This window comes from Aquibacillus sediminis, from assembly GCF_005870085.1.
Classification (GTDB): domain Bacteria; phylum Bacillota; class Bacilli; order Bacillales; family Amphibacillaceae; genus Aquibacillus_E; species Aquibacillus_E sediminis.
This window is the reverse complement of the sequence record NZ_SZNM01000005.1, coordinates 124,767-141,347: the sequence shown is the minus strand read 5'-3', so window position 1 is coordinate 141,347 and position 16,581 is coordinate 124,767. Positions and strand designations below refer to the sequence as shown.

The 16,581-nt window shown below is 37.7% G+C and carries 15 protein-coding genes; 10 read left to right on the top strand and 5 right to left on the bottom strand.

Annotated features, from left to right (window positions below):
* Positions 1-138 precede the first annotated feature (138 nt).
* The 5 genes from glgB to FCI53_RS07630 all read left to right on the top strand — a co-directional run bounded on the left by glgB (position 139) and on the right by FCI53_RS07630 (position 9,143).
* Positions 139-2,094 (top strand): 1,4-alpha-glucan branching protein GlgB, encoded by a 1,956-nt coding sequence (gene glgB / locus FCI53_RS07650; protein WP_138417484.1) that lies wholly within the window; start codon positions 139-141, stop codon positions 2,092-2,094.
* Entirely contained in the window at positions 2,094-3,257 is a 1,164-nt protein-coding gene (locus tag FCI53_RS07645) for a glucose-1-phosphate adenylyltransferase (protein WP_138417482.1), read from the top strand. Before glgB ends, FCI53_RS07645 begins: the two co-directional genes overlap by 1 nt.
* Before the next feature lie 65 nt (positions 3,258-3,322).
* Positions 3,323-4,429, top strand: a complete 1,107-nt coding sequence (gene glgD, locus FCI53_RS07640; protein ID WP_138417480.1) for a glucose-1-phosphate adenylyltransferase subunit GlgD — start codon at positions 3,323-3,325, stop codon at positions 4,427-4,429.
* A 140-nt stretch (positions 4,430-4,569) separates the two neighbouring features.
* Positions 4,570-6,009: a glycogen synthase GlgA gene (glgA, locus tag FCI53_RS07635; protein WP_138417478.1), complete on the top strand. Its 1,440-nt coding sequence runs from the start codon at positions 4,570-4,572 to the stop codon at positions 6,007-6,009.
* 710 nt (positions 6,010-6,719) lie between these two features.
* Entirely contained in the window at positions 6,720-9,143 is a 2,424-nt protein-coding gene (locus tag FCI53_RS07630) for a glycogen/starch/alpha-glucan phosphorylase (RefSeq protein WP_246050041.1), read from the top strand.
* Between the two features lie 64 nt (positions 9,144-9,207).
* Here the strand turns inward: FCI53_RS07630 and FCI53_RS07625 are convergent, their stop codons facing one another.
* Both FCI53_RS07625 and FCI53_RS22025 read right to left on the bottom strand, forming a co-directional pair.
* The gene (locus FCI53_RS07625; RefSeq protein WP_138417476.1) at positions 9,208-9,696 is read right to left on the bottom strand and encodes a hypothetical protein; all 489 of its coding nucleotides are present in this window, start codon (positions 9,694-9,696) and stop codon (positions 9,208-9,210) included.
* Positions 9,697-9,706: 10 nt separating this feature from the next.
* Entirely contained in the window at positions 9,707-9,832 is a 126-nt protein-coding gene (locus FCI53_RS22025) for a hypothetical protein (RefSeq protein ID WP_281279516.1), read from the bottom strand.
* A gap of 222 nt (positions 9,833-10,054) precedes the next feature.
* Here FCI53_RS22025 and FCI53_RS07620 point away from each other — a divergent pair, with 222 nt between their 5' ends.
* Positions 10,055-10,522 carry a flavodoxin gene (locus tag FCI53_RS07620; protein ID WP_171038103.1) on the top strand — a complete coding sequence of 156 codons (468 nt, stop codon included), beginning with the start codon at positions 10,055-10,057 and terminating at the stop codon, positions 10,520-10,522.
* A gap of 142 nt (positions 10,523-10,664) precedes the next feature.
* Here FCI53_RS07620 and FCI53_RS07615 read toward each other — a convergent pair whose 3' ends face one another.
* Positions 10,665-11,330, bottom strand: a complete 666-nt coding sequence (locus FCI53_RS07615; RefSeq protein ID WP_138417472.1) for a potassium channel family protein — start codon at positions 11,328-11,330, stop codon at positions 10,665-10,667.
* A gap of 155 nt (positions 11,331-11,485) precedes the next feature.
* Between FCI53_RS07615 and FCI53_RS07610 the strand changes: the two genes are divergently transcribed.
* The 4 genes from FCI53_RS07610 to FCI53_RS07595 all read left to right on the top strand — a co-directional run bounded on the left by FCI53_RS07610 (position 11,486) and on the right by FCI53_RS07595 (position 15,076).
* Positions 11,486-12,277, top strand: a complete 792-nt coding sequence (locus FCI53_RS07610; protein ID WP_138417470.1) for an HAD family hydrolase — start codon at positions 11,486-11,488, stop codon at positions 12,275-12,277.
* Positions 12,278-13,363: 1,086 nt separating this feature from the next.
* Entirely contained in the window at positions 13,364-13,474 is a 111-nt protein-coding gene (locus FCI53_RS07605; protein ID WP_138417468.1) for a YjcZ family sporulation protein, read from the top strand.
* Positions 13,475-14,166: 692 nt separating this feature from the next.
* Positions 14,167-14,322 carry an aspartyl-phosphate phosphatase Spo0E family protein gene (locus FCI53_RS07600; protein WP_138417466.1) on the top strand — a complete coding sequence of 52 codons (156 nt, stop codon included), beginning with the start codon at positions 14,167-14,169 and terminating at the stop codon, positions 14,320-14,322.
* A 508-nt stretch (positions 14,323-14,830) separates the two neighbouring features.
* Entirely contained in the window at positions 14,831-15,076 is a 246-nt protein-coding gene (locus FCI53_RS07595; RefSeq protein ID WP_138417464.1) for a hypothetical protein, read from the top strand.
* Positions 15,077-15,119: 43 nt separating this feature from the next.
* Here FCI53_RS07595 and phoU read toward each other — a convergent pair whose 3' ends face one another.
* Together phoU and pstB are read right to left on the bottom strand one after the other, a co-directional pair.
* Positions 15,120-15,779, bottom strand: a complete 660-nt coding sequence (gene phoU / locus FCI53_RS07590; protein WP_138417462.1) for a phosphate signaling complex protein PhoU — start codon at positions 15,777-15,779, stop codon at positions 15,120-15,122.
* A 26-nt stretch (positions 15,780-15,805) separates the two neighbouring features.
* On the bottom strand, positions 15,806-16,567 hold the full coding sequence (pstB, locus tag FCI53_RS07585; protein WP_281279515.1) for a phosphate ABC transporter ATP-binding protein PstB: 762 nt from the start codon (positions 16,565-16,567) through the stop codon (positions 15,806-15,808).
* Between the last annotated feature and the right edge of the window lie 14 nt (positions 16,568-16,581).

Genomic DNA, 16,581 nt, shown 5'->3' with positions numbered 1-16,581 from the left:
GTTTTTAGCAACCTAGGGCGGTTGAGCAGTTCACTGATTTAAAACAAATTCGCGAACACCACGCTCTATTATTTTTCGATAAAGTTTTCAGAATATTCTATCACTTTTTGTCGAAGATCGCCTAGAAAGGGGTTTTACATGTCGAAACTAATCACAAATGAGGATCATTTTCTCTTTCACCAAGGAACACATTATCACTGTTACCAATTTCTTGGTTGCCATGTGAAGGAGTATAACGGAGAAATTGGCTTTCAATTCGTTGTTTGGGCTCCACATGCAACAGCAGTTGAGCTAGCCGGCGACTTTAACCAGTGGACCGGAAATCATTATTCACTGACACGACCGAATAAAGCTGGGTTGTGGATCGGTTTTTTCACGGACCTTACAGCAAATACGCCGTATAAATTTCGGATTACTCCGAAACAAGGCGAACCCTTTTTAAAAGCTGATCCATTTGCATTTCAAGCAGAACTTAGGCCCCGCACTGCATCGGTGATCCCTTCATTTTCAGAATATAGGTGGCAAGACCATGAATGGGAAATTCAAAAACAAAAGAATCAAGCCCATCATTCACCTATACTGATTTATGAAATGCATGTTGGTTCATGGAAAACAAAAGAAGATGGAAGTTTCTATACATACCGGGAATTAGCGAACAAGGTCATTCCTTACGTTAAAGACCTTGGTTATACACACATTGAGTTATTACCGATCGCGGAACACCCTCTTGACCGGTCATGGGGCTATCAAATCACTGGATATTATGCACCCACTAGTCGCTATGGTACACCTGACGACTTCAAATACTTTGTCGATCTATGCCATCAACATGACATCGGTGTCATATTAGATTGGGTTCCTGGTCATTTTTGTAAGGATGCACATGGATTACGGTTGTTCGATGGCGAGCCACTCTATGAATATCGCGATCCAGCTAAAAGTGAAAAACGCTCATGGGGAACGTTAACTTTTGATTTCGGGCGACCTGAAGTTCAAAGTTTTCTCATCTCTAATGCTGTCTATTGGTTAAAAGAATACCATATCGACGGGCTACGGATTGATGCCGTGGCTAGTATGACATCCCTTAATTTTGACCGAATCGAAGATGAAGAACCGTTAACAAACAGTTATGGTGGTGATGAAAACCTCGAAGCAATTGCTTTTATTCGAAAATTAAATGAGGTTATTTTTCAATACTTCCCTTCTGCTTTAATGATGGCAGAAGATAGCTCAGACCTTGCAGGGATTAGTCATCCAACCTACCTTGGTGGTCTTGGCTTTAATTTCAAATGGGATATGGGTTGGATGAACGATATCTTGACTTATATGGAATATGATCCCGTTTATCGAAAATGGCACCACAACTTACTAACTTTTTCCTTTATGTACGCTTATAGTGAAAATTTCGTACTCCCACTATCCCATGATGAAGTGGTCCATGGGAAAAAGTCTTTACTTGATAAGATGCCTGGAGATATGTGGCAACAATTTGCCAATCTTAGATTGTTATATGGCTTCATGATGGTCCATCCAGGGAAAAAGTTATTATTTATGGGAGGTGAATTTGGTCAATATATTGAGTGGCGAGATCAACATGAATTAGATTGGCTCTTATTTGACTACCCATTACACGACAGTATATTTACCTATGTAAAAGCATTAAATCATTTTTACCGCAATCATGCTGCTTTATATGAATTGGATCATCAACCTGAAGGACTCGAATGGATTGATGCCGATAACATTGATCAAAGCATTATCATCTTTAAAAGAAAAGCCAAAAATCCTACCGAGGATTTGCTCATTGTTTGCAATTTCACACCAAATGTTTACTACGATTATAAAATCGGGGTGACATTCCCTGGAACCTACATAGAAGTGTTTAACTCAGATCACACTCACTATGGTGGTTCAGGGCAACTAAACACTGCCAAACATTTTAGTTTTCCAGAACAGTGGCATGAACAAAAGCAACATATCAAAGTAAAAGTTCCGCCACTTGCCATAAGTATATTTAAAAAAGCGTCAGTTACGAAGCGCGAAGCTGAACCAAGTAAACAATTGCCTAATGCCAGTTTGAAGGAGGAAAAATGATGAAAAAAGAATGTGTAACAATGCTATTAGCTGGTGGTGCCGGGACACGGCTCGGTGCATTAACCAAAAATTTAGCAAAACCTGCTGTTCCATTTGGGGGGCGCTATCGAATTATTGATTTTGCCCTAAGTAATTGCCTACATTCCCGCATGCATACAGTCGGGGTTTTAACACAGTATTCCCCCCTCATCCTCCATAAACATATTGGAGTTGGTAAACCTTGGGACTTAGATCAAAAAGAGGATGGATTGACGATTTTGTCTCCATACACAGTAACAAACGGCGGGAATTGGTACCTCGGTACAGCTGATTCCATTACGAAGAACATAAACTATATCGAACAATATGATCCTGAACACTTGATTGTTATTTCCGGTGACCATATTTATCACATGGATTATGATAAGCTGTTGCAACATCATAAACAGAAGGAAGCAGAAGCAACAATCTCTGTTCTTGAAGTTCCATGGGAAGAAACATCTCGATTTGGGATATTAAATACTACTGATAATCTAAGAATCTATGATTTTGAAGAAAAACCAGTAAACGCAAAGAGTAATTTAGCATCAATGGGCATTTATGTGTTTAATTGGAAGACGCTACGAAACTATTTAGAAGAAGATGCAAAATCGTCGACTTCAAGCCATGATTTTGGCAAAGATATTATCCCGACGATGTTGGCTGACAACTGTCGCCTTTTTGCCTATCGATTTGAAGGGTACTGGAAAGATGTTGGTACGATTGAAAGTTATTGGGAAGCCCATATGGATTTACTAAAAGAGGAACAGCCCTTTTCGTTAGATAGCGATAGCTGGAGAACCTACTCGCATGATTCCAATCTAGCGCCACAGCTAATTGAGGAAACAGCAACCATCAACCGCTCACTTGTTAATAATGGGTGTATTATCGCAGGAAAACTTGACCATTCGATTTTATTTGAGAATGTGGAAGTGGAGAAGGACTCGATCATCAATCAATCGATTATACATCCAGGTGCCCGTATAGGAAAAAACGTTGAGTTAGAACGTGTGATCGTTCAAGAAAATGTTACCATCCCAGATCATACGAAAATCATAGCCCAACAAGATGAAGAACCGATCGTTCTATCACATACAGTGGGACAAAAGGACGCTGACGCTGCGATCTCTCACACCATTCAATAAGCACAGGGGGACAAAAAACTGTCCCCTGTCTCTAAAATTTTTTATAGAAAGGCGAGATTATTGGTATGCATACAGTAATGGGTTTAATTAATTTAGAGCATGAACACGACTTTTCTAATCAATTAACAGGTTCAAGATGCGGAGCCGCTATTCCATTTGGAGGTCGTTACCGATTAATCGACTTCACGCTTTCCAATATGGCAAAATCCAACATTAATGAAGTTGCCATTTTCACAAGAAGTAAGTATCGGTCTTTACTAGATCACCTTGGGTCTGGGGCCGATTGGGATTTAGATCGACGTCAAGGTGGGCTATTCATTCTTCCACCAGACTGGAACGACCCACATGATATCTCTCAAGGAGATCTCAAACATTTTCATAACAATCAAGATTATTTTGAAAGAAGCAGCGCAGAGTATGTCTTGGTAAGTGGTAGTCAATTCATCACCAATACGGTTTATCATGACTTTTTCCAACACCATCTAGATACGAATGCGGATGTAACGTTATTAACCACCACCTATGATGAATTGTTACCCGAGCACAAACAATGCATGAAAGCTTGTGTAGATGAAGACGGTACGGTCTACTCTGTGAAGCAAGATTCTACTTGTAAACATATTTTTTCAGGAGTTTATCTCATACGTAAGTCATTACTATTGGAGTTAGTTGAAGAATGTATCGCCAACTACAAAAATCACTTTTTCTTAGATGGTGTGATCGCCAATAGTGATCGCTTAAACATTCAAGCTTACAACTATCAAGGAGACAGTTCGATCATTAACTCTGTCGAAAGTTATTACCGTCAAAACATGGCTTTACTAGATCGACAATCTTATAAACAACTTTTCGAAAAAAATAACCCAGTTTTAACAAAAGTTGGCAACCAAGCACCGACAAAATATAGCGAATCTTCCATAGTAAATAGGTCAATTGTTGCGACAGGCTGTGTGATTGATGGCCAAGTCGAAAATAGCGTTCTATTCCGTGGGGTTCATGTCAGTGAGGGAGCTGTCATCAAAGATTCCATCATTATGCAGCGTTGCGTGATTGAACCTGGAGCCTATCTAGAGAATGTCATTATTGATAAAGACGTAACGATTACGAAGGATCAAGTGTTAAAAGGAGCAAAAGAACATCCATTTATTATAGCCAAACGAGAGAAAGTATAATAACAGTATTTGGTCAGAAAGAGGATCGAAAACTATGAAGCTTGGATCCTATGTTTTTAGATTGAAGGATTACAGAAAGTTACACTAAGTCAAAATTTTTTACCGAAACTTGTTGAACATTTCTATAAGGAGCGAAATATATGGAAAATAAAGTATTATTTGTTGCATCAGAATGTACCCCTTTTGTTAAAACAGGTGGTCTTGCGGATGTTGTTGGTGCCCTGCCGAAAGTTATGAACGACAAAGAGAAAACCGAAGTACGGGTCATCCTCCCTCTTTATCGCGATATTATTGATAACTGGAAAGAACAACTGGAATGGATCACATCGATTTATGTACCGGTCGGATGGCGGAATCAAGAGGCGAGTATCTATCAATTAACACATAATGGGGTCCATTATTATTTTGTTGGAAATGATTATTATTTTGCCCGCCATGGCGTTTACGGCTACTATGACGATGGAGAGCGGTTTATTTTTTTCTGTCAGGCCGTGATTCATGCTCTAGATGTGTTAGATTTTAAACCAGATGTTTTACATGCCCATGATTGGCAAGCAGGATTAGCAATTGCTTTTGCCAATATCATCGAACCGATTAAAGAGTTAAAAACAGTTTTTACTATTCACAATATAAAGTATCAAGGCATCCTTTTTAAAGATGCCTTTCACGAACTGTTTAACTTACCAGCAGAACATATTGGTGGTCTAGAGTGGAATGGCCTGCTCAACTGTATGAAAGCAGGTATATTTCACGCCGATAAAATCACAACTGTAAGTCCTACTTATGCAGAAGAAATTAAAACACCTTATTATGGCGAGGGATTACATCCGATCCTAATCGATCGCCAAGAAGACTTGAGCGGTATTATTAATGGTGTCGACTTAGATGAATATAATCCAATGACAGATCCTAATCTCTTTTCAAACTACAAATACTCGCGAATAAAGAAAAAAGAAAATAAGCAACACATGCAGGAAACACTTGGTTTACCGGTTGATGGGGATGTTCCACTGTACGTTATTATAACTCGTTTAGTAGAGCAAAAAGGACTCCATTTACTGCAGGCGATTATCGATGAGTTTTTACAAGATGATGTGCAATTTATTGTATTAGGAACTGGAGAGGAAGAATTCGAGAACTTCTTTTCTGATGCCCAACAACGCCATCCAGACAAATTGGTGGCTTATATTGGATTTGATGAGGGATTGGCACGGAAACTGTATGCAGCAGCAGATTTCTTTGTAATGCCCTCATTATTTGAACCTTGTGGTTTGTCACAATTGATTGCTCTTCAATATAAAACAATACCGATCGTTAGAGAAACCGGCGGGTTAAAAGATACCGTGACACCTTTTAATGAACACGATGGCTGTGGAAATGGGTTTAGTTTTACAAACTATAATGCCCATGAGTTATTACATGTACTTAGATATTCAGTTACCATCTACCATCAAGCCGATAGGTGGTCTTCCATCCTAAAGAATGTAAACAAAAGCCATTACAGTTGGGACGACTCAGCTCATGACTATGCCAAACTCTACCAATCATTCGACCCATCGTTTCATAAGGCTTTTTATTAAAAAAGGGTGTTATTGTATAGAAGCTATATAATGCGACATAACTTCACTTGTCCTTTACAGGATAAGTACTAAAATAACGCTGCGGAAATACACTACGCTTTCCTGTGGGGGCTGGTGAGGCTCCTCGTTCGTATCTCACTGCGGGATCTCACCTAGGATAAATTAAGGAACACAGGCTTAAACCGTCCTTGTCGGACAACGCCTGCATGACCCTCGTCGGGCCCTAGGAGTCTCCGTGTATTTCCTCCGCTATTTAGTGCGCATTGAAGTCAGGTAGCTTTTTTAAAATTGATATTATTACGTATTTACACTTTTCATTAACCAGAAAACTTACTCCAGCGCAGGCAGAATGCGGAGAATCTTCGAAAATACAAACCGATTTTCTTAGTGCGATGTATCGCTACCGAAGTCTTCCTTGTCCTGTGGGAACAGCACGAGTCCGAAGACCCACTTATGGATTAAGAACGTAGGCTAAGACCGCCACGTCCTGTAGCAACGCCAGCGTGACCAACATCGTGTGGGCCCGAGGGCGTGCCCACGGAAAGCGGAGCATTCTGCCGAACCGATAGTATAACACTCATTCAATTAGAGTTTAAGAAAGCAAAGTTACTGCGTAGTTAATAGCAAACACGCCCCAACAACAATGCTTACGAAAAGAACTTTTCATAAAGGATTACCAACCGTTACCTTTCAAAGGAGTTGTATAGCACTTGACAAAATGGACAGTAGAGCAATTGGTGGATGCCATCATTCAACACACAGAGAAGGAATATAATAAATCAATTGAGGATGCCACACCAGAAGAAGTTTATTATGTGATTAGCCAGATCGTTAGCAGGACAATAAATAAAAGTTGGCAACAAACTGAAAAAATGTATCATCAACATAAACCGAAACAAGTTTATTATTTATCAATGGAATTTTTAATCGGAGGTTTATTGGAAAGTAATTTACTCAATTGTGGGATGCGAGACCAATGCAATCAAGCTCTAACGAGATTAGGGTTTTCCCCATCAGATATTTATAGCCATGAACATGACCCCGGCTTAGGAAATGGTGGTTTAGGTCGATTGGCAGCATGTTTTCTTGATTCAATGGCATCTCTTGCTTATCCTGGCCATGGCCTTGGAATTCGTTATCGGTATGGCATGTTTGAACAGCGTTTCATTAACGGATACCAAACAGAGTTACCTGATTATTGGTTAAAAAATCCCTACCCCTGGGAAACGAAAAAATCTGAGGAAGCAGTCGAAATCCAATTTGGTGGTAACGTCAACATGTTCAAACGACGTGACGGATCGCTTGAATTCACCTATGAAAATACCGACAACGTTCTAGCTGTACCTTACGATGTCCCGGTTGTTGGCTACAAAAATAAAGTAGTTAACACACTTCGCTTATGGAGCGCCGAACCAGTAAACACTGTAACGCAAACAAAAAATGACGACTATTATCGAGAATTAGAAAACAATCATTCGATTGAACAACTATCAGGATTTCTATACCCTGATGATTCCACTGAAGAAGGAAAAAAACTGCGAATCAAACAACAATATTTCCTTGTGGCAGCTAGTCTTAAACAGATACTAAAACATTACAAAACAACAGAGCGTAAATCACTCATCCATTTACCGAAAAAAGTGGTCATTCAAATCAATGACACCCACCCAAGCCTTGCCATACCGGAATTCATGCGTATCTTAATGGACGAAGAAGGTTTTGGATGGGAAAAAGCATGGGACATAACCACAAATGTCTTTGCTTACACAAACCACACCATTTTAAGCGAGGCTTTGGAAAAATGGCCAATTGACATGATTCAATCGATCGTGCCTCGGTTATATATGATTATTGACGAAATCAATGAACGGTTTTGTCAGGGAATTTGGTTTGATCACCCTGAGTTACGCGACAAAATTCCAAAGCTTGCTGTGATTGCCGACGACCAAATTCATATGGCAAATCTTGCTATCGTTGGAAGTTTCAGTGTGAATGGTGTCGCGAAACTACACACGGATATTTTGAAAAATCAAGAGATGAAAGATTTCTATCATCTATTCCCTGACCGTTTTAACAATAAAACGAACGGGATTACCCATCGCCGTTGGTTGCTCATGGCAAATCCGAAACTTGCCGATTTGATTACCGATACAATCGGTCCAAAGTGGATCAAACATCCTAGAGAACTAACCCACTTACTCCGTTATGTCGAAGACCGTCCGTTATTAGAAAAACTCGGACAAATCAAACAGGAAAACAAACAAAAATTGGCTAACTATATACATAAAGCCACTGGAATTCTTGTTGATGACCAGTCGATTTTTGATGTGCAAATCAAACGACTTCATGAGTATAAACGACAATTGTTGAATATCTTTCACGTCATCTATTTATACAATGAATTAAAAGACAATCCTCACCTAGAAATCGTGCCACGAACTTTTATTTTTGGTGCTAAAGCCGCACCGAGCTATTATTTCGCCAAGGAAGTAATTAAATTAATTAATACGGTTGCCTCAATAGTCAACCATGATCCAAGTATTAAGGGCAAGATTAAAGTCGTTTTCTTGGAAAATTATAATGTTAGCTTAGCAGAAAAAATTATACCCGCTGCCGATTTAAGTGAACAAATTTCAACAGCAAGTAAAGAAGCCTCAGGAACTGGAAACATGAAGATGATGATGAATGGCGCACTAACGATCGGAACCTTAGATGGTGCCAATATTGAGATAAAGAACTTAGTTGGGGATCAAAATATCTTTATTTTTGGGTTACGTTCCGAGCAAGTATATGAGTTGTATGACAGTGGTGCGTATAGCGCCAATGACATTTATCAAAATGATGAACGCATCGCTCAAATTCTCAATCAATTACGCGATGGATTAGTTGGTCATCATGATATAGAATTCAAGGATATCTATTATCACTTGCTTGGTAGCAATGATCCATATTTTATTTTGAAAGATTTTGATTGCTATGTAGAAACACAACAACTTGTCGACCAAGCCTATCGTTATAACAATAAATGGTTATCAAAGAGTCTCATCAACATCGCCCACGCTGGAAAATTTTCCAGTGATCGGACCATCCAAGAATATGCAACAGGGATTTGGAATGTAAAGGAAATTTTCTAATTCATGCACATTTTATAGACCTTCTACATTAGAAGGTCTTTTTGCATGCGTAAAAAACATAAACCTATTGCTTTACAAACCTTCTTCTTCCAGTAACTTTCACACAAATTTTTCTTAGCAATCCACCAATAAGTAATCCTGGAATAAGAAAAATCATCGGTAAAAACACAGGCCCAATCAACCTACCCAAATAAGTATATTGGGTGCCATACATGAGTCCGATCGTTACAAAAAACGCACCAAAGACAAACGGCAAATAGGAAAATGGTGCAACCTCCCCTTCTGCCGAACAAAACCCATCCCATAGTGCAAACATATAGAGGCATGGATAAAACATTAACCATTGATACACGGTAACATCAATCGCTTGGTCCATCTTACCGTTAAAAGAATAAAGGATCGCCAAATTGAAATTACTTTGGACATTAATAAAAATTTCTAAAAAGACAAACAAAAACCCTTTGACAACATTTCCATTTAACAATTGACTAAATCCAGGTAAAGCTATATTCCATAGTATTGCTTCATGTTTCGTTAACGGATCCTTTCTCATTGCACTAAAGTCACCATTCCTTCTCTCCTATTTCATCTAAAAATATTCGATATTGCTTGCATAGATAGGAAGTCAATTGGTTTGATTGTAAGTACATGTCGCAAGGGTTGAATGGAATAGTTAACACTGATATCATCTCTCACTCCTCCTCCAAAACAAGCACACCTAGTATATGTTTGGAACAGGAAAATATCAGCGAAAAGTCGGACATTTTTCCTAAAACTTGATGTAAATCAAGTTTTTTTGTCGATAAACCCTTTATTATAAAAAGAAACCTTACACAGGAAAACAACAATTTATCCGCATAAAGGACCCTCCCACTAATGGAAGTTGCATTTTATTTGAGAGGATGATCATAATGCACCTTATTCTTTTAATATATACAAGTATGACAGGCAATACCGAAGAAATGGCTCAAACCATCGCAGATGAAATGGGACTCAATAATCTAGTCGAAACGACAGTAATAGATATGTTTGATGCCTATCCAGAAGATCTTAACCAATATGATGGAATTATGATCGGAATGTACACATGGGGGGATGGTGACGTACCTGATGAAATGTTGGAATTGCTGGATGAAATCGAGGATTATGATTTGACTAGCAAAGTAGTCGCATTATTTGGTTCTGGCGATACATTTTATGAGTACTTTTGTGGTGCTTTAGAACCCTTTGAAGAAGCACTACAAAAAGCAGGAGCTATAATGTCGCAGGAAAGTTTGAAGGTTGATATGGAACCAAGCAAAGAAGATTTGGAAGCATGCAGGAAATTCACTCGAATATTTCTTGAACAAAGTATTACCGCCACTACTGTATCCAGTTAACGGAGGCGAATAAAACATATAGAATGGTATTAATAGAACAAGACGCTCAGATTGTTTATCTAAGCGTCTTGTCCAACCTTTGTGAAAAGAGTGTAAAAAAGGAGCTTCTCATTAATTCAGACCGGACTATACATCGAAACCATTATACTCGTTTATCCTCGAACCGTTCTAAGTTTTTATTTTTTCCAATCGTGACTAAAATATCATGTAAACCAATCGTTGTATCCATCGATGGAATAATTGAAATATCTTGTTCATTTTTCTTAATCGCCACGATTGTACAACCGAATTTATCTTGTACATCCAAATCATTTAATGTTTTTCCGGCCAATTTTTCACTAGCAATAATCTCGACAATACTATAATCTTTTGATATTTCTATGTAATCTGTTACTTTGTCTGAACCAATGTGATGTGCAATCCTTCGTGCCATATCCCGCTCTGGATGAATGACGCGATCTGCTCCAATTCTTTCTAGCACTTTTTGGTGATGTTCATTTCGTGCCTTCACCCAAACTTGTTTTATACCCATTTCTTTTAAAATTAAAGTGATCAGGATACTTGCTTGTATATCTTCCCCAATACTTACGACAACACAATCGAAATTTCGAATTCCAATTGACTTTAGTGATTCCTCATCAACTGCATCTAATTCCATTGTATTTGTCACAATCGAACTAAATTCTTGCAGACGTTCTTGGTCTTTATCAATTGCTAAAACCTCAATACCAATATGGGTGAGTTCTTTACATAAGTTGCCTCCAAAGCGGCCTAATCCAATTACAACGAATTCTTTCTTTTGTTTCACTGCGTTTTTTTCCTTTCATTATTAAAGGTAACTGTCTTAGTATGATCGACAATGAAGTATATTATAATGAATTCGCTTATCCATGTCCATACATTTTATAAAATTGCACTTTATGGTAAACTTTTCATTATCAAGCCATTTAAGAGGAGAATCTTATGTCAAACTATAACATACTATTTCTAGACATTGACGGGACTATTCTAAAATCAGATCATACGATTGACCCATCAACAAAAGATGCGATTCAGCAAGTAAAAGAAAAAGGGATCGAAGTTTTCCTAGCAACCGGACGTCCACTTCATGAATTAGCCAATATATCAAAAGAATTAGATGTGCACTCATTTATCGGATATAATGGTGCATATGCAGTTTATAAAGACGAAGAAATTATAAACGAGCCGATGAATCCTGATACGGTTGATTTTTATCTGGATGTAGCCAAAAAACATAACCATGATATGGTGCTCTATACATCTAATGCAAACACATTTACTTCTCTAGAAAATAAGAGTGTCAAAGTATTTTCCGACATTTTCAATCTGCAAAAGAATACCTTATTTAATTCTGATGTTCGTGCTGACATCCTAGGTATTACTCTAATTAACATTGGCGAAGGAGCCTATAAACTTTATCACAAACCAGAAGAAGACATTTATTTCTCTCAAGTTAATGTTCCTAATTTAAAAGACAGTTATGACGTAATAAGAGAGAATGTCAATAAAGGACGCGCGATTAAACATATCTTAGACATGCTTCAGCTTTCACCGGATCGCGCAATCGCTTTTGGCGACGGCATGAATGATAAGCAAATGTTACAGTATGTCGGAGAAAGTTTCGCAATGGGAAATGCCAATCCAGAATTATTTTCATACGCTAAACGCACAACAACCAGTGTTGATGATGACGGTATATTTAATGGCCTGAAGACACTTGGATTAGTAGAATAATTTCGGAAATCCACTCAAATAATCGGAAAAATGCTTGGACTAACCCCAAGCATTTTTTTGCGGAATCGTCTTTATTGAACTAAAAATCCTTATAGAGAAAATGCTATTGGTAGACATATAAAATCGGTACATTATTGACACGATATATTTGGAAAATCGAACGAATAGTATAAAGGCACTTTTTTTGTAAAGTTTGTTTTATGTTTAAATTCGGAATAAACTCCAGCGGAACTTTGCTGTGAATCGATGAGGTTCCTCATTCCGTTATTTAACTAAATCACCCCTTTTCGAGCTGCGAAACGGACTCTCATTCCGCTATTTGCCCTTTTCTAACAATTTCCTCCTGTTTTGAATCAAATAGTGGAATCACGGACCGGATACACCTGTATTTAGGCTCTTTTTCGTGAAATAGCGGAACCTCAATCCGCTTTGTCTTTAGATGCGGTTCCTTATTCCGTTATTCGGCAAAATTACTTCATTTTAAGCTACAAAGTCGACCCATCTGCTTTCCCCCACTGTTACGTCGTTGTCTATGTTAATTGTACAAAACATCCTTTGTACAATTAGAATCCGTGAACATCACAAAACCCTTGTTAAATCCGAAAAAAAATGCAACAAAAGAATCAAAACACGGGGGGTATCTTGACTCTTTTATTGCACCCAAACCTTAACAGACACCAGAAGAAAGACTCTAAGCAATCCAATTGCTTACACGCAATTTTCATGCCCAACTGATGTTTATAGAATAACATAGCCTACAAGATAGGTCGCAATAGTTGTTAGAAGATCTAACATATTTTTTTAATAAAGTGACACTTCATGCAGTGGGGGTTTTTGCTCTATCCCTCTGAATGTTAGTACCACAAGGGAGGCCCTTGAACCAATCGGGGTGAAAGCGAAAGTTTCCCCCTACTTAAACATTACCATTTCATATCATGTTTTGAAGTAGTAGTCTTACGGACGGTTGCACCTGGATACATCCACTTAGGCAGGATACATATTTCTCCAACTTGTAGTCAACTGCCCTTCCTAAGTATGAGTACGACACATAAGTTGTTAGTGACTATAAGAAAAGGAGGTGCTGTTATGAGCTTCTACGGAGGTGGTGGCTACGGTGGTGGCTACGGCGGTGGCTTTGCGCTGATCGTTGTTCTATTCATCTTACTAATCATTGTGGGAGCATCTTTCTACAATTAATCTTTACACTCACCTTCTGTTTAAATATAGGGAGCCATTTTGGCTTCCTTTCTTTTTTAAAATATAGTTGTACTAGGTATGCTATTTTATGATAAAATGAATACAACAAGATTGTGAGACAGTATACAAAGTTTAATTTATATAAACCAAGCATCAGTGGTGATTATAGCTCTCCCTCCATAAGTGTTAGTTCAATAAAGAGAAACCAGCAGGCCCTTGAACTAATCGGGGTGAAGCAAAAGTATACTTCCACTTATACATTTCCGTTTCAATCATGTATTTGAAGTGGAATTTTACTGACGGTTGCACCGGAAAAAATTTAATGGTTGAAGGTGAATGAATTGGAAAAAAACACGCATAATAACAATTCTAGAAATCTTTCTGGTCTACATACCTTAGTAGCTTTAATACTACTTTTCATGGCAGCAGTAACCAAAACGATTTCGCCCATTTACTTTTTAGGTAGTTTTTTCGTTTACCTTACTATTGTAAACTTGTTATCACGAAAAAAATCAACAAAAACAATTCTTACCTATGCACTCTTAGCTATCTTCATATATTTACTAGGTTTTCTCTATCAAATTCAATAATAAATACTTGTGTTGCATCCTACTTTTGTGTGATAAAGTTCACTGTATAAATGATTTTTCTAAGGTAGAATAGGAAGAAATTACTATGAAAAGGTTGATTCGATGTATGATGTGAAAGAAATAGAAATTCTCCATAAAATAGAGGTATTGAGACAAAATATGTATGATGCCTATCAAAACCAGTCTGACAGTGAAGAAGTTGTGAAAATCTCCCAACAACTTGACCATGTAATGAATCAATTAACAAAGATCATGTAGGAAAGGTCTGAGCGGCCAAGAACACAACCAGGCCTTCCTATTCGTGACCTCACTTATCTTCTACTCTTTTAGACTTTACCTCAGCTATGATGACTAATGCTTCGTCGCCGTTTGATTATACTCCAAGTAAAACTACAAAATGATCAAATAAATAATAAAGGTATCGATATACATGATTGGTTGTTGTTCCCATAACCAACAATTGGTATATACCAAAAACCAAATAAAGTAGAAATTCAACCAGTAGTTTTTTCTTTCCCCCACTTATTTTCTTTGGATTCACCTCATAGATTGAAGCGGTGATCATACTGCCCGTTACATGCTAGATAAAACGGCTATAACATGCCCTTCACGAGATTGTTCGTGGTATTTGCTTGGAATTCTTGATCAACAGCTCAACCATATTTAAAATATTCTATTAACCATAAATAATTAGGCATAATAGCGGACAATCCCCCATACCCTTTATTAGTTATAGAATCTGAATTTCTATGAAAGGTTGTGAAACATGTTAGGATTAACCGGCTTATTACTGTTTTTAGCAACAGGATTTTTTGTTTTGAAAAGCAGTAAAAAAAAGGTAATAGAAAGTGTAGCATTTAGTAAATTTTTAAATGATAAATCGAAAGTACATGAAGGGGAACTCAACCCCGATCAACTCCCTCCAAAAGAAAGTTTCACGGATAAAGTAAATGACATTTTTGCTAATGGTAAAGGGAATTATAGTGGCCATGATGATGATGATAGTGAATAACAAAACCCTCTAGTCCACAGCATACTAGAGGGTTGTTTTTAGATCATGCATTTAAATCGATCGACTTACCTTTGATTAAATATAGAACATTTTCGCCAATATTGGTTGCGTGGTCCCCAAAGCGTTCGATGTAGCGAGCACAATAAGCCATTTGCATAATATGTTGTATACTTTGTGGATTGGTAGCAGTTTCTTCCAACAATTCTTTCGTTACTTCCCCGTATAGCTTATCAAGCTGATCATCGAGTTCTGCTAGCTTTCTAGCAATTGTCATGTCTTCATGCTTATAAGACTTAATCGAGAGGTCAATCATTCTAATAGCAATCTCTTTCATATCGCTTAATTTCTCATGTATGTTAATTCCATGATTCTCACCTAAATGTTGAATCGATTTTGCAATATTTTTGGCATGATCTGCCATTCGTTCTAAGTCTGTTGAGATTTTCAACGCTATAATAAGCCTTCTTAAATCTGATGCCACTGGCTGTTCTCTTGCAATTAGCAAAATCACTGCCTCATTAATATCCATTTCTTTTTGATCAAGAACTTTGTCATCTTCAAGTATGTTATTGGTTGCCTCCAAATCACCATTATACAATGCCTCTACGGAACGTGATAATTGTTCTTTGGCACCTTCGGCTAAGTCAATAACCATTGTTTTCATTTTTTCAAGTTCGGCATGAAACTGTTCTCTACCTACCATTACATCGCGCTCCCCTCATTGATCGTTTAACCAAAACGTCCAGTAATATAATCTTCCGTGCGCTTATCTCTCGGTGTAGAAAATAATGTATCAGTATCAGAAAATTCTACTAATTCGCCATTTAACATAAAGGCCGTTTTATTAGAAATACGAGCCGCTTGTTGCATGTTATGCGTCACGATAACTATTGTATACTTATTTTTTAATTCTTTTATTAGTTCTTCTACTTTTAACGTAGAGATTGGATCCAGCGCAGATGTTGGTTCATCCATTAAGATCACATCTGGTTCAATAGCTAAACAGCGTGCAATACAAAGTCGTTGTTGTTGTCCACCAGATAAGCCAAATGCATTCTGATTTAAACGATCTTTTACTTCGTCCCATATAGCAGCATCTTTCAAGCTTTTTTCAACAATCTCATCGAGTACTTTTTTCTTCTTAATCCCATGAATACGTGGACCGTAAGCCACATTATCATAGATCGATTTCGGAAATGGATTCGGCTTTTGAAAGACCATTCCAACCTGGGTGCGTAACTCTTCTACCATATTTTTTTTATTAAAAATATCTTGATCGTTGTATTTAATGGTACCAGCAATGTTAACACCAGAAACTAAATCGTTCATACGATTTAATGTCTTAAGCAACGTTGACTTTCCACAGCCAGAAGGTCCTATAACTGCCGTAATTTGATTCCTCGGTACTTGTAAATCGATTTTATATAGTGCCTGATTAGAACCATACCATAGGTTAAAATCTTCAATTGAAAAAACAGTGTTGTTTGCCACAATAATTCCCTACT